This is a genomic window from Candidatus Rokuibacteriota bacterium, assembly GCA_030647435.1.
Classification (GTDB): domain Bacteria; phylum Methylomirabilota; class Methylomirabilia; order Rokubacteriales; family CSP1-6; genus AR37.
The window spans coordinates 1-21247 of the sequence record JAUSJX010000031.1 but is presented as its reverse complement, the minus strand read 5'-3'; the positions used below and the strand labels follow the sequence as shown (position 1 = coordinate 21247).

20 protein-coding genes and 1 pseudogene are annotated in these 21247 nt (G+C 66.2%); 15 read left to right on the top strand and 6 right to left on the bottom strand.

Annotated features, from left to right (window positions below; genetic code table 11):
* Position 1: 1 nt before the first annotated feature.
* From Q7W02_06025 to Q7W02_06015, 3 genes are all read left to right on the top strand, one after another.
* The gene (locus Q7W02_06025) at positions 2-1363 is read left to right on the top strand and encodes an amidohydrolase family protein (GenBank protein ID MDO8475744.1); all 1362 of its coding nucleotides are present in this window, start codon (positions 2-4) and stop codon (positions 1361-1363) included.
* Between the two features lie 224 nt (positions 1364-1587).
* Positions 1588-3297: an N-6 DNA methylase gene (locus Q7W02_06020; GenBank protein ID MDO8475743.1), complete on the top strand. Its 1710-nt coding sequence runs from the start codon at positions 1588-1590 to the stop codon at positions 3295-3297.
* Between the two features lie 33 nt (positions 3298-3330).
* On the top strand, positions 3331-4080 hold the full coding sequence (locus Q7W02_06015; protein ID MDO8475742.1) for a hypothetical protein: 750 nt from the start codon (positions 3331-3333) through the stop codon (positions 4078-4080).
* A 66-nt stretch (positions 4081-4146) separates the two neighbouring features.
* Here Q7W02_06015 and Q7W02_06010 read toward each other — a convergent pair whose 3' ends face one another.
* The gene (locus Q7W02_06010; protein ID MDO8475741.1) at positions 4147-5235 is read right to left on the bottom strand and encodes a PHB depolymerase family esterase; all 1089 of its coding nucleotides are present in this window, start codon (positions 5233-5235) and stop codon (positions 4147-4149) included.
* Positions 5236-5256: 21 nt separating this feature from the next.
* Positions 5257-6942, bottom strand: coding sequence for a 2-isopropylmalate synthase (gene leuA / locus Q7W02_06005; protein ID MDO8475740.1), 1686 nt, complete (start codon positions 6940-6942; stop codon positions 5257-5259).
* Positions 6943-7185: 243 nt separating this feature from the next.
* Between leuA and Q7W02_06000 the strand changes: the two genes are divergently transcribed.
* The 5 genes from Q7W02_06000 to Q7W02_05980 are packed head-to-tail and all read left to right on the top strand — an operon-like array spanning position 7186 to position 9837.
* Positions 7186-7494 (top strand): putative quinol monooxygenase, encoded by a 309-nt coding sequence (locus Q7W02_06000; protein MDO8475739.1) that lies wholly within the window; start codon positions 7186-7188, stop codon positions 7492-7494.
* A 26-nt stretch (positions 7495-7520) separates the two neighbouring features.
* On the top strand, positions 7521-7868 hold the full coding sequence (locus tag Q7W02_05995; protein MDO8475738.1) for a DUF5674 family protein: 348 nt from the start codon (positions 7521-7523) through the stop codon (positions 7866-7868).
* A complete protein-coding gene (locus Q7W02_05990; GenBank protein MDO8475737.1) occupies positions 7865-8203 on the top strand; it encodes a hypothetical protein in 339 nt (112 codons plus the stop codon). Before Q7W02_05995 ends, Q7W02_05990 begins: the two co-directional genes overlap by 4 nt.
* 18 nt (positions 8204-8221) lie before the next feature.
* A complete protein-coding gene (locus tag Q7W02_05985; GenBank protein MDO8475736.1) occupies positions 8222-8938 on the top strand; it encodes a dienelactone hydrolase family protein in 717 nt (238 codons plus the stop codon).
* 17 nt (positions 8939-8955) lie between these two features.
* Positions 8956-9837: a TauD/TfdA family dioxygenase gene (locus Q7W02_05980; protein ID MDO8475735.1), complete on the top strand. Its 882-nt coding sequence runs from the start codon at positions 8956-8958 to the stop codon at positions 9835-9837.
* A 141-nt stretch (positions 9838-9978) separates the two neighbouring features.
* Here the strand turns inward: Q7W02_05980 and Q7W02_05975 are convergent, their stop codons facing one another.
* Positions 9979-11061 (bottom strand): amidohydrolase family protein, encoded by a 1083-nt coding sequence (locus tag Q7W02_05975; GenBank protein MDO8475734.1) that lies wholly within the window; start codon positions 11059-11061, stop codon positions 9979-9981.
* Between the two features lie 121 nt (positions 11062-11182).
* On the opposite strand from Q7W02_05975, the gene Q7W02_05970 reads away from it, so the two are divergent.
* Positions 11183-12802, top strand: coding sequence for an NAD(P)/FAD-dependent oxidoreductase (locus tag Q7W02_05970; protein MDO8475733.1), 1620 nt, complete (start codon positions 11183-11185; stop codon positions 12800-12802).
* Between the two features lie 43 nt (positions 12803-12845).
* Here the strand turns inward: Q7W02_05970 and Q7W02_05965 are convergent, their stop codons facing one another.
* Both Q7W02_05965 and Q7W02_05960 read right to left on the bottom strand, forming a co-directional pair.
* A complete protein-coding gene (locus Q7W02_05965) occupies positions 12846-13604 on the bottom strand; it encodes an aldolase/citrate lyase family protein (GenBank protein ID MDO8475732.1) in 759 nt (252 codons plus the stop codon).
* A gap of 10 nt (positions 13605-13614) precedes the next feature.
* Positions 13615-15258, bottom strand: coding sequence for an amidase (locus Q7W02_05960; protein MDO8475731.1), 1644 nt, complete (start codon positions 15256-15258; stop codon positions 13615-13617).
* Positions 15259-15287: 29 nt separating this feature from the next.
* On the opposite strand from Q7W02_05960, the gene leuC reads away from it, so the two are divergent.
* The 5 genes from leuC to Q7W02_05935 all read left to right on the top strand — a co-directional run bounded on the left by leuC (position 15288) and on the right by Q7W02_05935 (position 19543).
* Positions 15288-16691 (top strand): 3-isopropylmalate dehydratase large subunit, encoded by a 1404-nt coding sequence (gene leuC / locus Q7W02_05955; GenBank protein MDO8475730.1) that lies wholly within the window; start codon positions 15288-15290, stop codon positions 16689-16691.
* Entirely contained in the window at positions 16688-17287 is a 600-nt protein-coding gene (gene leuD / locus Q7W02_05950) for a 3-isopropylmalate dehydratase small subunit (protein MDO8475729.1), read from the top strand. Before leuC ends, leuD begins: the two co-directional genes overlap by 4 nt.
* Before the next feature lie 295 nt (positions 17288-17582).
* Positions 17583-18293, top strand: a complete 711-nt coding sequence (locus tag Q7W02_05945; GenBank protein MDO8475728.1) for a hypothetical protein — start codon at positions 17583-17585, stop codon at positions 18291-18293.
* Positions 18290-19027, top strand: coding sequence for a HEAT repeat domain-containing protein (locus Q7W02_05940; protein ID MDO8475727.1), 738 nt, complete (start codon positions 18290-18292; stop codon positions 19025-19027). The genes Q7W02_05945 and Q7W02_05940 overlap by 4 nt, the downstream gene beginning before the upstream one ends.
* Entirely contained in the window at positions 19028-19543 is a 516-nt protein-coding gene (locus Q7W02_05935; GenBank protein ID MDO8475726.1) for a hypothetical protein, read from the top strand.
* Between the two features lie 222 nt (positions 19544-19765).
* Here the strand turns inward: Q7W02_05935 and Q7W02_05930 are convergent.
* Positions 19766-20047, bottom strand: a pseudogene (locus Q7W02_05930) (carbohydrate ABC transporter permease).
* 261 nt (positions 20048-20308) lie between these two features.
* Here Q7W02_05930 and Q7W02_05925 point away from each other — a divergent pair.
* Positions 20309-21247: DUF222 domain-containing protein (locus tag Q7W02_05925; GenBank protein MDO8475725.1), on the top strand; the 939-nt coding region annotated here is incomplete at its 3' end.

Here is a 21247-nt window from a genome sequence, read left to right as displayed (position 1 = left end):
CATGATCCTCGTCGAGCACGCCGTCGTCCTCACGATGAACCCCGAGCGCCAGATTTTTCTGGACGGCTCCGTGCTGATCGACCGCGAGCGCATCGCCCAGGTCGGCCGCGCCGCCGACGTCCGGCCGCCGCACGCGCCGGAGCGCGTGATCGACGGGCGCGGCCATCTCGTGCTCCCGGGCTTCATCGACACCCACGTCCACCTCTCCGAGCACCTCTCGCGCGGCCTGATTCCCGACGAGGTGCCCGTGGACCGCTACGTCCCGGACTGGTACGTGCCGCTCTACGCCGCCATCACGCCGGAGGAAGAGGCGGCCGCCGCCCAGCTCGCGTGTCTCGAGATGCTACGCACGGGCACCACTACCTTCTGCGAGGCCGGCACGCTCTTCGACGTCCCGGCCGTGGCGCAGGCGGTGGACGCCGTGGGGCTTCGCGCCGTCCTCGGCCGCTGGACGTGGGACCTGGCCTCGGGCCCCGGCAGGCTGGCCCAGTCCACCGACGAAGCGTTGCGGCTCGCCGAGGCGACGATGTTGGACGTGAAGCGACGCGACAGCCCGCGAGTGAGCGCCTGGCCGCTTCTGATCGGCTTCGGCACCTGCTCCGAGGCGCTGATCCGCGGCGCTCACACGCTGGCCCAACGTCACGGGACAGGCTGGGGGATGATGCAGTTCGCGTCGCATCCGTCCCGCAAGACAGCGGACACGCTGCCGCTCGCGACGCTCGACGGCTGGGGAGTGCTCGGGCCGCGCACCAAGCTGGCGCACATGGTGCACGTGAGCGCCGACGACATCGCGCTCCTCGCCCGCCGCGACGTGAAGGTCTCGCACTGTCCCTCCGCCGCGCTCAAGCACGTCAAGGGGCTCGCCGCTCACGGCCGCTTCGCCGAGATGTTGGATGCCGGCGTGAGCGTCTCGCTCGGCGGCGACAGCGCCAACGGCTCGAACCACTTCGACATGCTGCGGCTCATGTACCTGGCCGCGCTCGTCGCCAAGGACGCGCGGCTCGATCCCAGGGTGATGCCGCCCGAGCGCGTGCTCGAGATGGCGACGCTCCACGGGGCGCGCGCCCTCGGGTTCGAGGACGAGATCGGCTCGCTCGAGCCGGGCAAGCGCGCCGATATGGTGATCTTCGACCTGGACCTGCCGGAGTGGCGCCCGCTGCTCGACCCCGTGAACACGCTCGTCTACAGCGCGAGCGCCGCCAGCGTGCGGACGGTGGTCGTGGACGGGCGCGTCCTGCTGGACGACCGTCGCGTGACCACGGTGGACGAGCGCGAGGCCCTCACCCGCGCAGAGCGGCTATCGGGCCCGTACCTGGCGCGCGCGGGACTCGCCGCGCGGCCGAAGTGGCCGGTGATCACCTAACCGTTCATGTTGCGGGGCAGTGTATTCGATCAGACTCCTTGACTCCACCGCGACCCGCGGCGCATGACCGCGGCGTGATCGCCCAGTGTGGCCGACTGTGGCAGGGCTGGTGGCAAGCGTCTCAAGGTAGTGGTTTCTACCTCAGGAAGACTGATAATAGCCTCGATGTGGTCTATCCTCCGGTCCTCAACTGACAACCCTCGAACACTGTGCGGGATAATCACGTGAGCAGTCTTCCAGCCGAACGTCAACTAAGAAAGGGTCTGGGGGCGTTCTACTCACCGCGGTCCCTCGTGAGACCGATGGTAGCTTGGGCGGTGACCACGCCTACGACCTCGGTCCTGGATCCCTCTTGCGGCGACGGCGTCTTCGTCGAGCTCGCCGCTGAGCGCCTCCGGGAGCTCGGGGCGAGCGCCGAGGGGGCCGCCAGGCAAATCCACGCCATCGACCTCAATCCTCAGGCAGCTCGCCTGACCGCTGAGACATTGAGTCGAATGCTCGGGGTGCCCCTCGAGGTACGTGCCGAGAGTTTCTTTTCGTTGGAGCCACCGGGTGCGCTCTTCAGCACTCAGGCTCCTGTCGATACGGTGATCGGGAATCCCCCCTATATCCGTTATCAGGAGTTCACGGGCCTCTCCCGCGGAGAAGCTCTCGCCCGTGCCACGGGCGCCGGGGTGACGCTGACGCGCCTGGCCTCCTCCTGGGCTCATTTCGTCGCCCATGCGGTGACGTTCATAAAACCGAAGGGCCGTTTGGCACTCATCCTTCCGGCAGAGCTCGTCCACGCGGCCTACGCCGCGCCGTTGCGTCGCTTCCTACGTGAATCGTTCGCGGATGTCACAGTACTCTCGTTCAGACGGGCCGTCTTCCCGGGCGCTCAGGAGAATGTCATCATCCTCCTAGCCAGTGGGAAGGGAGATTCGCATCAACGCTTGGGGCTCGTCGAGGTGGACTCTAGTCGGGACCTTGATTACCTCGCCGAAGTCCTAAAGCGCGCCGAGATCTTCCAGAATGGCAGCGAGCCGACGAAGTGGGTGCCCGGCCACACAGGGAACAGAAGTGCGCTATGCCTCATCCGCCTGCAGCAGGACGGGCTGTTCCATCCGCTCTGCCAAATCGGCAAGGCAAGCATCGGCTTCGTCAGCGGCGCCAATGAGTTCTTCGTACTGACGCCGAAGGACGCGGCCGCGCTGAGACTTCCGAAGAGGTCTCTCCGTTCTGCGCTTGTCCGTGCCCGCCAGATCCCGAGCTTCGAAATCACCCAAAGGGACATCGCTGCAATGCAGAAAGAGGACCAACGCTGCTTACTTTGGCTCCCCCAGCGATCACTCACGAGGGCCGAGGCGGCTTACGTGAAGAAGGGGGAAGCGGAGGGAATCGACAAACGATACAAGTGTCGAGTCAGGACTCCGTGGTACATGGTTCCCGGGGTCGTCGTCCCGGAGGCCTTCCTGACCTACATGAGTGACACTGTCCCAAGGCTCTGCCTCAATGGCGCCGAGACTGCTACAGCCAACACTCTCCTAACTGTGCGACTCCCCCATGTCCCAGTTAGCCTGCGAAAAGCCTTCGTTATAGCATTTTACAACTCGGCAACGATGCTCTCCTGTGAAAGGACGGGCAGAAGTTACGGGGGTGGGGTGCTGAAGCTGGAGCCACGCGAGGCCGACCAAGTGCTCGTTCCTTCCGTAGCCCTGGTGCGAAAGCATCGGCGGGAACTCCTGGCCCTGGCCCCTCGTCTGCACGAGGTTCTCCTCCACGGCCCAGCAGCGCAGATCGGTGAGGTCCTATCGGCCGTGGATCAGGTGCTGTTGGTATCAAGCGACGTGGATGCTCAAGACCTCTCCGAGGAGAGGGCAGCACTCGCGGCACGGCGTCAACTGAGAGCGAGTTCGGAGTCTCTCGTGCAGGAGATGCTGGCCTTCTACGGCTGAAAGGGAACGATGCCCCGGAAGACAAGCCCCCGCGTGGCGACGAGCCCGGGCTGCGTCCCGCTCCTAGAGATGTACCGGGCGGCAGAAAAGAAGAAGCCCTCTCGATGGCCCCAGGTCGAGAGAGAGTTCCTCCAAGCTATGTGGAAGTTCGATCGAAAGTTCGCCAACGGCGAGGCCAATCAGGGTGACAACCAGAATGGCAAGGGCGACTTCTTTACCGACCTTATGGCTCTGCTGTTGGAGAACTGCTCAGGGAAGTCCCTCTACGGGCGCGGAAGCGTGTCGGGCCTGATCTTCCCGATTCACGCGCTCGACGCGTCATATCCGGAAACGGGTACGGTCGAGGTGCTGATAGAGACGAAGGTGGCCGGGGCACCGAAGACGCTCCGGACTCCTTCCCAGAAGAATCCTCGCGGACGGATGGGAAGCGCAGACCTCGATAAGCGTATCAAGGAAGCGGGGCTGAAGACCATCGATCTGAAGGCGGAGTGGGCGCGTGGTGCGGGTAAGGGCGGAGGCCCTACGAATGATCTGATCACCTGGCTGCGGCAGAGCAAGCCGATGAGTGTCCTGTTCATGGCGATCCGCGTGGTAGACGGGAACGACCTCGAAAGGACAATCCACTTCGCAAACGCCGCGGCACAGATGATGGATGCAGTCGGCCTAGTCGCCTACGAGCCCAATCCTGAAGGCGATGGCTATCGCGTTATGAAAAGCCCGCCCCACCTAGAACTTGATCGAGTTCTCAGTCGGGTGTGTACGGCGCTGAGAAACCTACCGTAGCGGTCGACGTCCCCGAGGTGATTCGGTAGGATCAACTGCGCTGTCTTGCCCTGAGCCCGCCGGTGATCAAGCCGTAGCGCTGCCCGTCAGCCAATCCAAGATGCGCGGGTTCTCGTCGCGCGGATAGGTATGCGAGAGGTCCTCGATCTCGCGGTACACGAGCCGGGCGCCCGCGGCCATCAGGGCCTGGCGGGCGAGGCGGGCCGTGTGGACGGGGAACATCCAGTCGAGCGCGCCGTGAACGAGGTAGACCGGCATGCCGCTCGCCCGCGCGAGGTTGCCGTTGGCGAGCAGCATGGGATGGAGCACGCCGCAGAGCGGGGCCAGGTGTGTGAAGGGCATCTCCTCGCGGAGGCCGCAGAGGAGCGCGTAGGTCGCGCCGTCAGACATCCCGGTCAGCAGCACCCGCGTCCGATCGACCGGGTAGCGCGCGGCGACGGACTCCACCATCTCTCGCAGAGGCTCGGCGTCCACATCGTCGCCGCCCATGATCGACCACGTGCGATCGCGCGACGTGGGCGAGAGCACGAGCACCTCGCGCGAGCGGGCCTCCCTGAGCCAGGCCCACAGGTAGTCGCGGCCGTGACCGTGCCCTCCGTGAAGCGCCACAACCAGAGGCATAAGCCTCTGTCCGTCCGACTGCTCGGGGACGTAGAGAGAGAACCCGCCCCTGTCATCGCGCCCGTTCGAAGCGTGGAGCACGCCCACCTGCCTGTCGTCATCGCGGAGCGCCGCGGCCCGCAGGCTCGCAATGAGCGCGTCGTCGTCGCGCCGCGCTGGCTCGAGAAACCAGCGGCTGAGCGGATCGAACACGGGCGCCAGCGAGTAGAGGGTCTCCTGGACTCGGGCGAAGCGGCGCAGCGCGCGGTAGAGACCCATCGGCTCGCCGGGCGGCTGGGCCGCCTCGACGAATATTGCAACGAGCTCGAGGGTCTGCCGCGCCGCCTCGACGAGCGGATCCCGCATGAACCGGAGCTCGTCCGGGCACGCGAGCTCCTCGACGGCGCTGAGCGGCCCGGCGATGGCATCAGCGCAGGGAGCCAGCTCCTCGGCGAGCCGGGGCGCGAGAGGCGGATAGAGGTGCCGCTGCACCCAACCGACCCGCTCGAGCGTGACGAGGAGCGGCGGCAGGAGCCCGCCGAGCGCGTCGATCATGTCAGGCGGCGTCCGGGCCCCTCAGCGCGCGCGGCGGCCGAGGGCGGAGAGCACCGCCCGCAGCGACGCCGTGATGATGTTCGGGTGCGTGCCCACGCCCCAGCGAAGGTTTCCCTCGCCGTCCACCGTCTCGACGTAGGCGACCGCGCCCGCGTCGGCGCCCTGCCCAAGGGCGTGCTCGGCGTAGTCCACGACGTCCAGCTCGACACCGAGCCCGCTCCGCAGCGCGTCCACGAAGGCGGCGATGGGGCCGTTGCCCGCTCCGCTGACCGTGCGCACGGCGCCGTCCACGACGACCTGCGCCGCGATGCGGGCGCCGTCGCTGCCGGCCACCGACGACAGCTCGTGGCTCTTCAGCGCGTAGCGCGCAGGCTCGGGCAGGTACTCGCGCTGGAACGCCTCCCACATGGCCGAGGGGCTGATCTCCGTGCCCGTGTCCTCGGTGATCGCCTGGATCGTCTTGGAGAACTCGATCTGCAGGCGGCGGGGCAGGTCGAAGCCGTGCTCGGCCTTCATGATGAAGGCGACGCCGCCCTTGCCCGACTGGCTGTTGACGCGGATGACGGCCTCGTACGTGCGGCCCACGTGCTTTGGGTCAATGGGCAGGTACGGGACTTCCCAGATCTTGTAATCCGGCGGCAGGGCTTCCATCCCCTTCTTGATGGCGTCCTGGTGCGAGCCCGAGAACGCCGTGTAGACGAGGTCGCCCCCGTAGGGATGACGGGAATGGACGGGCAGGCGGTTACAGTACTCGGCGACCCGGCGCACGGCGTCGATGTCGGAGATGTCGAGCTCGGGGTCCACACCTTGCGCGAACAGGTTCATGGCGAGCGTGACGATGTCCACGTTGCCGGTGCGCTCGCCGTTGCCGAAGAGCGTGCCTTCCACGCGGTCGGCTCCCGCCATCACGCCGAGCTCGGCGGCCGCCACCGCGCAGCCCCGGTCGTTATGGGGGTGGAGCGAGAGGACAACGCGGTCGCGGCGGGAGATGTGCCGGAGGAACCACTCGATGGTGTCGGCGTAGAGGTTCGGCGTGTACATCTCCACCGTCGCGGGAAGGTTCAAGACGATCTTCCTGTCGGACTTCGGCTCGATGACGTCCATCACCGCCTCGCAGATCTCGACGGCGAACTCCACCTCGGTGCCCGTGTAGCTCTCGGGCGAGTACTCGTAGAGGACCTCGGTGCCCGAGAGCGTCTCCTCGAACTTCTTGCAGAGCTTCGCCGCGTTGACGGCGATGGCGACGATCCCCGGCTTGTCGAGGCCGAACACCACGCGCCGCTGCAGGCTGGAGGTCGAGTTGTAGAAGTGCACGATGGCCCGCCGGGCGTCCTGCAGGCACTCGTACGTGCGCTCGATCAGCTCGGGGCGGCACTGCACCAGCACCTGGATGATGACGTCGTCCGGGACCAGGTCCTCCTCGATCAGGAGGCGCACGAAGTCGTAGTCGGGCTGGGAGGCCGACGGGAAGCCGACTTCGATCTCCTTGAAGCCCATCCGGACGAGGGTCTCGAACATGCGCCGCTTGCGCTCGGGATCCATCGGGTCGATCAGGGCCTGGTTGCCGTCGCGCAGGTCGACGGAGCACCAGCGGGGCGCCTTCACGAGCTTCCTGTCCGGCCAGGTGCGGTCACGCAGATCGAGCGGCACGAAGGGCTGGTACTTGTCGAAGGCCATCCGCTTCGGCGTCACAGATTTTGGCGGCATGTCGCTCCTCACGCAGGCTCGGTCACGAGCCGGAAATAAAAAACCTCCTAGCGACATTGTCGCAGGAGGCTCGGCGAACGCGGAATTCCGCGCTCGCCGCTACATAAGCAGGAGACCCAGGAAAGACGTCATAACGGGGCCAATCGTGCCAGAGAGCCACCCCCGTGTCAACTCTCCCGGGATCGCGTAGAATGCCCCAGGCCCCGCCCATGATCGGCGCGGGCAAAAGGAGACCCAAAAGCCATGGCTGACGTGCTGACGGTGGTCGCGAAGGTTCGGGCGGCGAAGGGCAAGGGCGACGCGCTGGCCGCTCTCTTAAAGGAGCAGGCGGCGGCGGTACGGAAGGCGGAGCCGGGGTGCCTGGTCTACCGCCCGCACCGGTCCAAGAAGGACCCCGACCTTTTCCTCTTCTACGAGCAGTACAAGGACGATGCCGCGTTCGATCTCCACCGCAAGGGGACGCACCTGGCCGCCTTTCGCGAGCGCCGCGAGAAGGAAGGCCTGACCGAGGGCGCCGTGGAGGTCGAGTTCTACCTCTCGCTCACCGACTGATCCAATCGGCGGTAAGATCGCTCCCCATGTCGATCCGGATCGTGATGGCGCCCGTCTCGCTTGACGAGCTGCGGAGCATGGCCGCTGAGCAATTCGGGGACTTCGTCAAGGCGGTGGTGGACGTACGGCGCGGCATCATGGCCATCGGCGGAGAGCTTCACGCCGACGAGGAAGCCTTGCTGCTCGAGGACGGGGCACGGCAGGCGGACCTGTGGGGCATCAACCTCTATCCCGGCCGCGCGCCTGGAGAGCTGATCGAGTTCGACTCCATGATCAACGTCCGGCCGTCTCAGAGCAACCGATCCCGCGGAGTCGAAGACCCGTCGGTGCGGCGACAGATCGAAGGCGTCGTCGGAAGACTCATCGCACCGTGACGGAGATCATTCGTCAGCACCGGGATCTGGCGGCCGGGCGTTGGGGGCAGCTCTCGCTGGCCGAGCAGCTCGCCAACGTGGGCAGCGAGGTTGGGCGGATGCTGCGCTGGCAAGAGCGCGACCCGCGGCTGGCGACCGGTGCGTTCGATCGCGCGCTCGAGCTGCTGGACCTCACCCTCGCCGATCCGCGCTGGCGCGCCCGGCTGCGCGAGATCGCCCGGGCGCGAGAGCTGCTCTGCGACGCCGCGGCCGGCGGGGGCTCGTACGGCTCGACGCTCGAGGGACTGGACCGCTATTTCCTCGCCTTCGCGGTGTCGGCGAGAAAATCCCGGTAACACGAACGGAGAACGGCCATGACGATCGTCGCGCGCATGCTCACGCAGGAAGAGGACGGCATTCCGGGGTACGCGGCGCATCCCGACGGGAAGGGCCCGCGGCCCGGCGTCCTGATGGCGCACCACGCGCACGGCGTCACCGCCGACTACAAGATCGACGCGTACCGGCTCGCCGCTCTCGGCTTCAACGTCCTCGCCCCCAGCCTGTTCAACATGTTCGGGGTGCCGGGCACGAATCACATCGGCGCCGGCGCCGACCTGCAGGCGAAGCACTCGGACGGCGAGTTTCTCGGCAAGATGGACGAGGCGTGGCGCTACCTGGTCGACCGCATGGGTTCGGATCCCGCGCGGACGGCGGCCATCGGGCACTGCATGGGAGGCAGGCTCCTCATTCCCTTCGCGGCCGATCACCCGCGACTGCGGGCGATCGTCCTCTACTACCCTTCCGTCCGCGACGAACCCGAAACCCCGCACCGGCCCCGGCACGCGTTCACGCTCGCCCGAACGCTCACGTGCGCCTCGCTCGTGTTCTGCGGCGGCAAGGACTATATCGCGACGCCCGCCATCCAGGGACCGCTCTGGCAGAGCTTCATTGCCAATGGCCGGCTCGTCGAGTGGCACTTCTTCTCGGACGCGAACCATGGCTTTCGGCACCCCGACAATGCCGGCTTCCAGCCGCACTACGCGGACCTCGTCTGGCCGCTCGTCACCGATTTCCTGCAGCGCACGGTGTGATCATGGAGGCGACCGCCATGTCCGTCACAATGCGCCAGATCGGCCCTTGCTTCGCTGCCGAAGTCGAAGGCGTCGACATGTCGAAGCCGCTCTCGCCGGAAGAGGTGGCGGCGGTCCACGCCGGCATGGATCGCTACGCCGTGCTGGTCTTCCACGACCAGAACATCAACGACGAGCAGCAGCTCGCCTTCACCCGCAGCCTGGGGGAGATCGAGCACGCGATCGGTACGAGCCTGCGCGCGCCCGGCGAGTATCGCTTGCCTACCACCTTCGCAGACGTGTCCAATCTGGACAAGGACAACCAGGTGTTCGCCCGGGACGACCGCCGGCGGCTGTTCGCCCTCGGCAACCGGCTCTGGCATTCCGACAGCTCGTTCAAGGTCACCCCGGCGAAGTACTCGCTGCTGCACGCCCGCAGCATCCCGTCAAAGGGCGGCAATACGGAGTTCGCCGACATGCGCGCCGGGTACGACGCCCTGGACGCCGAGACCAAGGCCGAGGTTGAAGGGCTGGTCTGCGAGCACTCGCAGCTCTTCTCGCGCGGGATCCTCGGCTTCACCGACTTCACCGAGGAGGAGCGCGAGCGCTTCAAGCCGGTGCGTCAGTGCCTCGTGCGCACGCACCCCGTGACGGGGCGCAAGTCGCTCTATCTCGCCTCGCATGCGGGCGGCATCCTCGGCTGGCCCGTGCCCGAGGCGCGTGCCTTCCTGCGCGACCTCGTCGAGCACGCCACGCAGCGGCAGTTCGTCTACGCCCACAGGTGGCGGGTCAACGACCTCGTGACGTGGGACAACCGGCAGACGATGCACCGCGCGCGACCCTTCCCGGCGCACGAGCCGCGCGACATGCGTCGCACCACGCTTGCCGGAGACGGCCCGACCGCGGCCCAGGCTGCCTAGCCACCCTCACCCTACCCTCTCCCTCTCCGAGGGAGAGGGAATCGTTCGGAAACCCTCGCCCCCGGAAACGGAGAGGGAGTCCTACCGATCCCCTCGCCCCGCCTCGGGGGAGAGGGTAGGGTGAGGGGGACGTAGTGCAGGCTAGGCTTTGATCCCGAGGAGCTTCGCCGCGGTCCCGCCCAGCATGGCGACGCGCTCCGCATCGCTCAGCCCCGGCGTGGCGAGGATGAGATCCACGGACGTCTTCGTCCACGGGTACGGATAGTCAGTGCCCATGACGACCTGGCCCGGTCCCGTCTCGGCGACCAGGTGTCGCATCCCCTCCGGCGTGAAGATGATGTTGTCGTAGTAGAGCTGCCGGATATACTCCGTCGGCTTCTTCTTGACCTGGCCGGTGCAGCGGTCCGGAAAGGTGAGGCAACCCTGGTCGGAGCGCCCCGCGTACGACGGCAGGAAGCCCCCGGCATGCGCCGCGCAGATCTTGAGACCGGGGAAGCGGTCGAGCGTGCCCTCGAAGATCAGGTGCGAGAGCGCGATGGTGGTCTCGAGCGGGTTGCCGATGATGTTGTCCAGCAGGCCATTGCCCTTGAACCGGCTGGTCGCGTTCAGCTCGGCGGTGCCCTGCGGGTGGATGAAGACCAGCACGCCGAGCAGCTCGGCCTTGGCCCAGAACGGGTGGAACTTCGGGTCGGACAGCTCCTCGCCGTTGACGCTGCCGCCGATAGCCGCGCCGCGCAGCCCGTACTTCTTGACTCCCTGCTCGAGCTGCTCGGCGGCGAGGTCCGGATGCTGCAGCGCCACCGTGGCGAAGGCCACGAAGCGCTCCGGGTTCGCCGCGCAGGCTTCGGCCAGCTTCTCGTTCTGGATCGTGATGAGCTGGCGCGCCACGTCGCGGTCCGCCTTGTACCAGTACGGGTTGATGCTCAGCGCCTCCACGTCGATGCCCTGCTCGTCCATCGCGCGGAGGCGGTCCGCCGCCTGCGACATGACCAGCACATTCGGCGAGTTCGGTGCACCCGTCACCTTCAGCCCCATCAGGGCCATGGCCTCGGGGACCGCGCAGTGCGCGTGGACGTCGACGGTCTTCACCCGCTTGCCATTCACCACGACTTCCCGGCGCCGCGCTTGCGCCTGCGCGCCCCCTGCCCCCTGTAGGCCGCAAGCGACGAACGCGACGCCGGCCGCCGCGCCCGCGGTATCTTCGACGACTTCCCTGCGAGCCATCGCGTCCTCCTGAGTTTAGGGTTCACCGGCGAAAACCCAGATTCTATACCGCCGGCAGATTAAGGGAAACAGCCGCGCTCAGCTTGACACTGGGCCTCCGCGCAGGCTATCTGAGGAGTCTATGTCGGACATGCCGGAGCAAAATCGGACGGTTGACGCGGTCATCGTCGGCGCCGGGTTCGCGGGGCTCTACATGCTCCATCGCCTGCGCGGGCTGGGGCTCTCGGTGCGGGTCTACGAGGCGGGCAAGGGCATCGGCGGCACCTGGTACTGGAACCGCTACCCGGGCGCGCGCTGCGACGTCGAGAGCATGGACTACTCGTACTCGTTCTCGGACGAGCTCCAGCAGGAATGGCGCTGGACCGAGCGATACGCCTCCCAGCCGGAGATCCTGAAATACATCAACCACGTCGCGGACCGGTTCGACCTGCGCCGGGACATCACGCTCGCCACGCGCGTCACCGCCGCCGTCTTCGACGAAGGGACCAGCCGGTGGGCCATACGGACAGACGGCGGCGAGCAGGTCTCGGCGCGCTACTGCATCATGGCGACCGGATGTCTGTCTACCGCCCAGGTGCCCAAGTACAAGGGGCTCGAGAACTTCGAGGGCAAGTGGTACCACACCGGCAACTGGCCGCATGAAGGCGTGGACTTCACCGGCCAGCGGGTCGGCGTCATCGGCACGGGCTCGTCCGCCATCCAGTCCATCCCGATCATCGCCTCGCAGGCGGCCCATCTCTACGTGTTCCAGCGGACCCCGAACTTCAGCGTCCCAGCGCACAATGCCCCGCTGGACCCGGAATACGAGCGGCGCTGGAAGTCGAACTATGCCGAGCATCGGCGCGAGGCCCGCGAGTCTCGCGTCGGCTTCGTGGTCGAGCGCAACGATCAATCGGCGCTCGAGGTGTCGCCGGAAGTCCGGCTGCGCGAGTACGAGATCCGCTGGAATCGCGGCGGCCTCGGCTTTGCCTCGACGTTCGTGGACCTGCTGACCAACAAGGACGCGAACGACACGGCCGCCGAGTTCTTCCTCGCCAAGATCCGGTCACTGGTCCGCGACCCGGCCGTTGGAGAGGCCTTGTCGCCGCGGCAGTATCCCGTGGGCACCAAGCGCCTCTGCGTCGACACCGGCTACTACGACACGTTCAACCGCGACAATGTCACCCTGGTCGACATCAGGAAGGCGCCGATCGAGGCGATCACGCCGCAGGGGCTCCAGACGCGGGACGAGGCTTACGCGTTGGACAGCATCGTGTTCGCCACGGGTTTCGATGCCATGACGGGGGCTCTCTTGAGCATCGATCTCCGTGGGAGGTCCGGCCAGACGCTCCAGCAGAAGTGGGCCGAAGGTCCGCGGACTTACTTAGGCGTCGCCATTGCGGGCTTCCCGAATCTCTTCATCATCACCGGTCCCGGCAGCCCGTCCGTTCTGAGCAACATGATCGTCTCCATCGAGCAGCACGTCGACTGGATCGCCGACTGCATCGCGTACCTGCGCGAGCATGATCGCGCACGCATCGAGGCCACCGTCCCAGCGGAGGACGGCTGGGTCGCGCATGTCAACGAGGTGGGCCATCTCACGCTCTATCCCCTGGCCGACTCCTGGTACATGGGAGCGAATATTCCCGGGAAACCGCGCATCTTCATGCCCTATATCGGCGGAGTCGGAGCCTACAGGCAGAAGTGCGATGACGTCGCGGCCAAGGGCTACGAGGGCTTTCGCCTGACCGGCACGCACTAAGCGCCGGAGATATGCCCAGCGCATCCGATAGCGTCACTCGCCGTCAGCCTTGGGCGCCCTCCGCCGCACGCTCGATCAGATCCTTCGCGCCGGCCTGGATCCAGGGGAAGAAGCTGGTCATCACCGCGCGCACGCCCAGGCGCGTGTAGCGCTCCACGTTGCCGGAGTTCACGAGGGTACCGGCCACGTGGCCGGACCGGACGATCTTCGTGATCGCCTCGTCCACCGTCTGCTGGACTTCCGGGTGGCCCATGTTGCCGATGTGGCCCATGGAGGTCGCCAGGTCGTTCGGCGCCACGAAGAAAACGTCGATGTGGTCTACCGCGAGGATCTCGTCGAGGTTGTTGACGGCGACGATATCCTCGATCAGGACGATCAGCAGGCTCTGGTCGTTGGCGGTCTTGAGATAGTCGTCCACGGCGAAGCCCTGCCGGCTCGTGAACATGCCGCGCTTGCCGAGCGGCGCGAACTTCGCGGCCTCGACGGCCGCCTTGGCCTCGGCGCGGGTGTTGACGTGCGGCACCACGATGCCCTGGGCGCCCCGATCGAGCGTGCGGTAGATCGTGGCGTAGTCGTTGTCCATCACCCGAACGACCGAGGTCACGCCCCAGAGGTCGCAGGCCCGCGTCAGATTGCCGAGGTCGGCAAAGTCGACGCCGCCGTGCTCGCCCTCCAGCCAGATGCCGTCCACGCCCAGCGGGCCGAGTTGATCGATCAGATCCGGTTCATTGGTGCCGGCCACGATCGTGGCGACCTTCCCAGCGGCGAGCTGCTGCTTCACGCGATTCGGTCGGATCTTCACGGCGTCTCCCTTAGTGGTCGGCCGCAGGAAAGCTGAAGACGTTCGCGGGCTCGTGGTGAATGTCGTGGTCGCGGCGGAGGCGCCGCACCATGTCCAGCGCGTACGGCGCTCCCTCCAGGAGCTGGGCCAGCATCAGATCGTCGAGCCGCAGGCCCGCCCGCCGGGCGCCTTGCACGCAGAGATCGCGCGTTTGGGCGTCGGCCCGGCCGTCGGGCACTGAGAGAACCGGCGGAGGGACGACGTCCGGCGCTACCGTCCCAGGCACGAGCTGGGGGCGCCGCGTGTGCCACTCCGTGGCGCGCTCGTAGGCCTGGCCGATGCGCAGGATCGTCGTCTCACCGAATGGCCGGCCGACCACCTGCATGCCGAGCGGGAGGCCGTTTCTTCCAAATCCGTTGGGAAGCGCCAGGACGGGCTGGCCGGTTACGTTCCAGGCGGTGAGCGGGCTCGGCTTCTGCCAGAACGACACGCTGCGGTAGTCCGCCAGCGCCGGGGCCTCGCCCATGCCGGCGGTGACGAAGGCGTCGAACTTTGCATAGACCGGCTCCATCTCCACCATCATCCGCCGATGCTCGCGCGTGGCCTGGACGTAGTCGTGGGCGGTAAAGAGCACGGACGGCAGCACGCGCGAGAGAAAGTTGGCGCCGAAGTCCTTGGGCCGGGAGACCAGGTTCTTCTGGTGGACGCTGAAGATCTCGCTCTCGGCGATGATGATCTTGACATCGAAGTAGCTGCCGAGCGGCCGCACGCGGCATTCCTCGAGTAGGGCGCCGAGCCGGCGCAGGACATCGAGCGCGGCGTCCATGGCCCGGCGCACGTCCTCGGACGCCGGAATGTCCTCCTCCCAGTGGTGACGCAGGACGCCGATCCTGAGCCCGCGCAGATCCTGGCCGAGCGCCTGACGGTACGGAGGGATCGGCCGCTGGAGGCTCCCCGCATCCTTCGGGTCGTAGCCGGCGAGGGCCTCCAGCACCAGCGCGCAATCGTCCACGGTCCGCGCGAGCGGCCCGCAGTGATCGAACGTGTAGGAGTTGGTGATCACGCCCGCCCGGCTCACCAGCCCGAACGTCGGCATGAGTCCGACGACGCCGCAGAGGGACGCCGGGCCGCGGATCGATCCACCGGTGTCGGAGCCGAGGGCCACCGGAACCAAGCCGGCCGCGACGGCGGCGCCCGATCCGCTCGACGAGCCGCCTGTGAAGCGGGCGAGGTTCCACGGGTTCCGCGCCGGAGGCCAGGGCAGATCGAACGAGGGCCCCGCGTGCGCCATCTCATGCGTGGCCAGTTTTCCTAACAGGATGGCGCCGGCGTCGTAGAGCCGGGTCGTCGCGGTGGCATCCTCCGACGGGATCCGATTGATGAAGACCCGCGAGTGGCCGGAGGTGAGGATGCCTTGCGTGTCGTAGATGTCCTTGAGCGCGAAGGGGATGCCGTGGAGCGCGCCGCGGTACTTGCCCGTCGCGATCTCGGCCTCGGCCTGCCGGGCCTGACGGCGGGCCAGGTCGAAGGTGCGCGTGATGAACGCCTGCGTCTGCGCGTCGAATGCCTCGACGCGACGGATCAGCGCGTCGACCAGCTCCACGGGCGACAGCTTGCGCGCCGCGATCAGCCCCGAGAGCTCGGCTATAGAGAGGTCGTGGACTTCTGTGGACATATGGGTATGATACCCGGCGGAGGATTGCCATGGCACGCACACTGCTCGACAAGGTATGGGAAGCGCACTCGGTCCGGACCCTGCCGTCCGGCCAGACCCAGCTCCTGATCGGCCTGCACCTCATCCACGAGGTGACGACGCCGCAGGCCTTCCAGATGCTCAAGGATCTCAAGCTCAAGGTGCGTATGCCCGAGCGGACCTTCGGCACGCTCGACCACATCATCCCGACGACCGACCAACGCCGCCCCTACGCCGACCCCGAGGCAGAGGAGATGGCGGCGCACATGTACCGGAACATCAAGGAGTTCGGTCTGCCGCTCTTCGACATGGCGACCGGCAAGCAGGGCATCGTGCACGTGATCGGGCCTGAGCTGGGCCTCAGCCAGCCGGGCATGACCATCGCCTGCGGCGACAGCCACACGTCCACCCACGGCGCCGTCGGCGCCATCGCCTTCGGCATCGGGACGACCCAGGTTCGCGACATTCTGGCGACCCAGTGCCTCTCCATGGCCAAGCCCAAGCTGCGCCAGGTGCGGGTGGAGGGCGTGCTCGCCAAGGGCGTCTACGCCAAGGACGTGATCCTCGCCATCATCGGCACGCTCGGCGTGAAGGGCGGCGTGGGCTACGCCTACGAGTACGCCGGGGACACCATCGACCGCATGACCATGGAAGAGCGCCTCACCCTCTGCAACATGTCCATCGAGGGCGGCGCGCGCTTCGGCTACGTCAATCCCGACGCGACCACCATCGAGTACCTCCGCGGCCGGCCCTATGCGCCGCAGGGCGCGGCATTCGACCGCGCGGCCGCGTGGTGGAAGACGATCGCGACCGAGCCGGGCGCCGCGTTCGACGACGTCAAGCACCTCGACGGCGGGGCCATCGAGCCCGTGGTGACGTGGGGCATCAATCCGGGCATGTCGGTGGGCGTCAGCGAAAAGATCCCGGCGCCCGAGGACCAGCCCGAGGCCGAGCGGCCCACCTTCCGCGAGGCGCTCGCGCACATGGGCTTCGCGGCGGGCCAGCCGATCAAGGGCGCGAAGATCGACGTGGCGTTCGTGGGCTCGTGCACCAACGGCCGCCTCTCCGATCTTCGGATCGCCGCCGAGGTGGCGAAAAAGGGCAAGGTCGCAAGCCACGTCCGCGCGCTCATCGTGCCCGGCTCGCAGCAGGTCGCCAAAGCCGCCGAGGCCGAGGGCCTGCACGAGATCTTCCTGGCCGCGGGCTTTCAGTGGCGCAAGGCCGGCTGCTCGATGTGCCTCGGCATGAACGAGGACAAGCTGCAGGGGCGCGAGATGAGCGCGTCGTCCAGCAACCGCAACTTCATCGGGCGGCAGGGCAGCCCCACGGGGCGCACCCTGCTCATGAGCCCGGCCATGGTCGCCGCTGCCGCCATCACCGGCGCCGTCACCGACGTAAGGGAGATCCTGAAATGACCACGACCGATTTCAAGCGCCGCCAGCTGTCGGGCCGCGGCATCCCTGTCACCGGCAACGACATCGACACCGACCGCATCATCCCCGCGCGCTTTCTGAAGGCCGTCACCTTCGAGGGCATGGGCGAGCATGCCTTCGAGGACGCGAAGAAGCAGAACCCCGAGCACCCCTTCAACCAGCCCGTCTACAAGGGCGCCTCCGTGCTGGTGGTCGGCCAGAACTTCGGCTGCGGGTCTTCCCGCGAGCATGCGCCCCAAGCCCTCATGCGCTGGGGCATCAGCGCCATCGTCGGCGGCTCCTTCGGCGAGATCTTCTTCGGCAACTGCGTGATGCTCGGCATCCCCTGCCTGGTGGCGACGCAGGCCGATCTCGAGTGGCTCCAGAAGGCCATCGGCCGCGAGCCCAAGACCCCGCTGACGGTGGACGTGGAAAAGCAGGAGGTCCGCTTCGGCGACCGCGTCATCAAGGCCACCGTGCCCGACGGCCCCCGCAACCAGCTCGTCGCTGGCACCTGGGACTCGACGGCGGTGCTGATCGAAGCAGGCGCGGCGATCGAGGCGACGGCCGCGAAGCTGCCGTACGTTAGCGGGTACTGAGCCGCGCGGGGGTGACGTGCTCCCAATCACCGTTGTGAGCTAAGTAACAACCCTAGCGTCCGAATGTCTGTTCCTCGACCTTCTGATGGGCGAGAATGCCGCCGGAGGCAAACCACTCATCGGCTGTTCATGTGCATAGTCGCGGACATTGGCATGCAGCCAGCAAAGACACCGCTGTTCCGACTACGCCCTAAACGATGCTTGACTCATATACGTACAAAGATCTATGAGCGCCACACAAGGATCACCGATCGCGCCAGTATCTGGTTGGCTCACCCAACTCATGAGAGCGACTGTGTTTCCGGCACCCGGCCTGCCGGTTACAGCCGATTCATGGTGGGCGGACGCCGTTGGCGGAGAGCCGGAAACGAGGTCCGTCCGGCCAGCAACCCGGCAGCGCCAGGAAGAAGGGGCGTTTGAAGGTGGAGGAAGGTTCTCGCTGTCCATAAATCCTCTCGGAGTGATCCAATGGCAGGTGACCCCCGATCCTCCGAAGGATCTACCCGTCGACCTTCCAACCGTTAGCACGGTTGAGGAAGTTTCGAAACCCTTCCTTGGGCTTCTGAATCGCTGGCTCCGATCGACAACATGTCCTGCTGCTAGTCGACTCGCCTTCGGGGTGACAGCATTGCTCCCGGTCGACGACCACACGAAAGGGTACGAAACGCTTGCGTCATTTCTACATGCCCTGAAGATTGATCCGCACAACTCTTCAGATTTTCTCTACCGAATCAATCGACCACGTCGGTCTGTGACTGAAATCCCGGATCTGCGAATCAACAGGTTATCGACCTGGGCTGTGCAAAAGTTAACTACGGTCGCTGGCCTGCCTGCTGATCCGAGCTCCTCGGCCGTGATAGGTGAGCAGTATGCTTGTTCGGTCGATCTCGATATCAATACCGTACCTACATTCACCGGGATCTTTACATCCAAAGATACTTCTGCGGTATTTAGCGAATTAGAACGGCTCGCGATGGAGATTCTTGCCAAAGGCGACGTACCGTGAATGTCAATTCGCCCATACCGTCAAGCTCGACGAATCTCTTCGAATCTAACAGAGTCATCGGCTTGTCGGGAGAAGCGCTGACGAAATCTGAGCCCAATATCGTATCGCGTGAAGGGCCTACAACCGCAACTGCCGCCGGTGCCGCAACGCAGACAGAGGGCGCAGTATCGCGCGCCTTTCGTGGGCTTGTTGCGGCATTGTATTTGGGCATCCCGCCGATCATTCATGATGAACGGGCACATAATTCTCTACGCACCTGGTGCTGGGTCCAATCGAACAATCAGACAGCCCACGCTCCTGCGAGGGAAGAGGTCCTTCAGCGCGTCTTAATGAATGCATTGACGTGCATGCCGACGGATGACATTCACGATGGAATGACACTGCCACTCGGCATCAAGCTCGCTGCATGCGTCAAGGACTTTGGCGAGGTAGGACTTGGGAAACTTGCCTTATTCGCTGCAGCTACGGCCGTTGATCCCGAGGTGCTATCGCATGCGTTCAGGTGGATCGGCAGGCTCGAAGACCGCGAATCGCTTCACGGAAGACTGCGACTATTGATTCGAGTGCTGGACGCGCCATCAGCGACGGTTAGGGATGGAGCTGCTCTCGGCCTTGTTGAGCTTGGTTCGCCACTCGCGGCCCGCGCACTCGAGGAAGCAGCCTCGAACGAAGCCAATGAATCTCTCCGCGAGGATTTGAAGCAGGCTGCCAACTACCTATCTCGCCGTTCCTAAGTGCCTTATCTGTTCCGCTCGATCAACAAGAGGAGGTGGGACTGGGGTGCCGGCGATCCCTCGTGGCTACCCCCGGGCGCAGTCCCGGCGGCCCCGCTCGGGGACCTAGCTCCGACGCCGTCGTCAGCACTTTCACTGTGGTGGATTGCCGACGATAAGTCCAATGTTGGACGAGTCGTAGCGGCCCTCGCTGCCGGTAGACAGCACCTTGATAAGTATGACTATGCGTTGATCGAAGAAGGTGCAGTCCGCGGACTCGGTATAAAGGTCGAAAGCGCTCCTGAAACGTGCCCCGACCAAGACGCCTCGAATCGTTGGCATCACAATCTTCTCGAACTCACTGCGGACAAAATCTTTGCGCTCGTGGGCCTCATAAAAAGCACCAGCGAACTCGATCGCCTTCTTGCGCCCGACGTAGAACGGCTCCTCAAAGAAGGGCTTGAGTCGGGTTTCCTAGATGAATCCAAGGTCCATTCAAAGCTTAGAGAACGGCTACAGCCACCGAAGAAGGAATAAATTCAAGCGATTCCGACGTTCGACTCACTTGGCAGAATGCCCGGCCGAGGCTGTCGACCCTGGAGGGGCCGAATCAGATCCCAATCCAGCCAGTCTCCTCTTCGATCTTCCTGGACACATACGTCTTGATCAGGTGACAAAAGCCCTTCTTGGTGAGGGGGTCGGGCTCGTACTCGAGACCGGGAGCGAGGAGCGAGTATCGCCGCGGGCCTTGCTCCTGCCCTACCCCTTCACGGCGCCGGCGGTGAGGCCCGCGACGTAGAACCTCACGAAGAAGGAGTAGATGAGGGCGACGGGGATGGAGCCCAGGAGCGCGCCGGCCATCAGCTGGCCCCCGCAGAAGGCGGCGCCGCGGATCGGCTCGCCCACGACGCCGATCGGCACGGTGCGCGCGTTCGAGCGGCTGAGGAAGAGGAGCGCGTAGAGGAACTCGTTCTGTGACACCGGGAAGGCGAAGATGCCGGCGGACATGAAGCCGGGTAGGCAGAGGGGAAGAATCACCCGCCAGGTCAATGTACGCGAATGGATACACCAAACGTCGGAATCCCACGCTTTTCCGCTTGACAGCCCTCGGCCGGGTGACGCGGTCATTCGGCGGCAGCCCCCGGCAAGTGCGGGCCCATGAGCACACAGGGGTCCACCGCTACGCGATCGCGCTGGACCCGATCAAAAATCATTTCGCGTCCTGAGATCTCCCGTCCCGGACGCTCCCCAGGGGCACGAAAACCAGGGTGTAGAGTCGCCTCAGCAGAAGGAGGGCTCGCCATGCAGACGCATTCGCCATCTGAGCTGGACCGCCTCGGCGACGAGATCGCCGAGCTGTCCGCACACCTCGACGCAGCCACCGCGCGCCTTCTCTCCATGATCCGGGAGTTCGACGCCCGAGGCGGTTGGAACTCGGGTTTCCGCTCCTGCGCCGCCTGGCTCTCCTGGCGGGTCGGGCTCGATCTGGGCGCCGCCCGTGAACGGGTGCGGGTCGCGCGCGCGCTCGAGACGCTGCCGTTCTTCACCCAGGCCCTCGCCCGTGGGGAGCTGTCCTACGCCAAGGTCCGCGCCCTTACGCGCGTGGCCACGCCGGAGACCGAAGCGCGGCTCCTGGCCGTGGGGCGCGCGGGCACGGCTGCCCATGTCGAGCGGATCGTGCGCGGCTGGCGGCGGGTGGATCGGCGGGCCGAGGCTCGGGAAACCGCCCTACGGCATGCGAGCCGAGCCCTTCACGTCTACCAGGACGAGGATGGCATGGTGGTCCTCAGGGGGCGGCTCGAGCCGGAGGTCGGGGCGCTGCTCGCCCAGGCGCTCGCGGCCGCGCGCGAGACCCTGTACCAGCGGGCACGCGTGCCGGACGGGGACGCCAAGCCCATGGGCGTTTCCGCGGAAACGCCCTCGATGGCCCAGCAGCAGGCCGATGCGCTGGCCCTGCTCGCGGAGACGGCCCTCCATCACGGGCTCGACCCCGGCGCCCCGGGCGAGCGCTACCAGGTGGTGGTCCACGTCGACGCCCAAGCGCTGGCCGAGCCGGATCAGCCGGGCCAGTCTGTCCTCGAGGACGGCGTGCGCGTTTCCGCGGAAACGTCCCGGCGCCTGGCGTGCGACGCCGGCCGCGTGGTCATGCGCCACGACGAGGACGGGCGCCTCGTGGAGATCGGCGCCCGGACGCGGACGATTCCCCCGGCCTTGCGGCGCGCCCTTCACCATCGAGACCGG

Bases quoted from the DNA above. Each gene is read 5' to 3' on its own strand.
- Q7W02_06025 (MDO8475744.1), top strand. From the start codon at position 2: ATGATCCTCGTCGAGCACGCCGTCGTCCTCACGATGAACCCCGAGCGC.
- Q7W02_06010 (MDO8475741.1), bottom strand. From the start codon at position 5,235: ATGATCGACGCGCTCGGCGGGCTCCTGCCGCCGCTCCTCGTCACGCTC.
- leuA (MDO8475740.1), bottom strand. From the start codon at position 6,942: ATGCCGCCAAAATCTGTGACGCCGAAGCGGATGGCCTTCGACAAGTAC.
- Q7W02_06000 (MDO8475739.1), top strand. From the start codon at position 7,186: ATGGCTGACGTGCTGACGGTGGTCGCGAAGGTTCGGGCGGCGAAGGGC.
- Q7W02_05995 (MDO8475738.1), top strand. From the start codon at position 7,521: ATGTCGATCCGGATCGTGATGGCGCCCGTCTCGCTTGACGAGCTGCGG.
- Q7W02_05985 (MDO8475736.1), top strand. From the start codon at position 8,222: ATGACGATCGTCGCGCGCATGCTCACGCAGGAAGAGGACGGCATTCCG.
- Q7W02_05980 (MDO8475735.1), top strand. From the start codon at position 8,956: ATGTCCGTCACAATGCGCCAGATCGGCCCTTGCTTCGCTGCCGAAGTC.
- Q7W02_05975 (MDO8475734.1), bottom strand. From the start codon at position 11,061: ATGGCTCGCAGGGAAGTCGTCGAAGATACCGCGGGCGCGGCGGCCGGC.
- Q7W02_05970 (MDO8475733.1), top strand. From the start codon at position 11,183: ATGTCGGACATGCCGGAGCAAAATCGGACGGTTGACGCGGTCATCGTC.
- Q7W02_05960 (MDO8475731.1), bottom strand. From the start codon at position 15,258: ATGTCCACAGAAGTCCACGACCTCTCTATAGCCGAGCTCTCGGGGCTG.
- leuC (MDO8475730.1), top strand. From the start codon at position 15,288: ATGGCACGCACACTGCTCGACAAGGTATGGGAAGCGCACTCGGTCCGG.
- leuD (MDO8475729.1), top strand. From the start codon at position 16,688: ATGACCACGACCGATTTCAAGCGCCGCCAGCTGTCGGGCCGCGGCATC.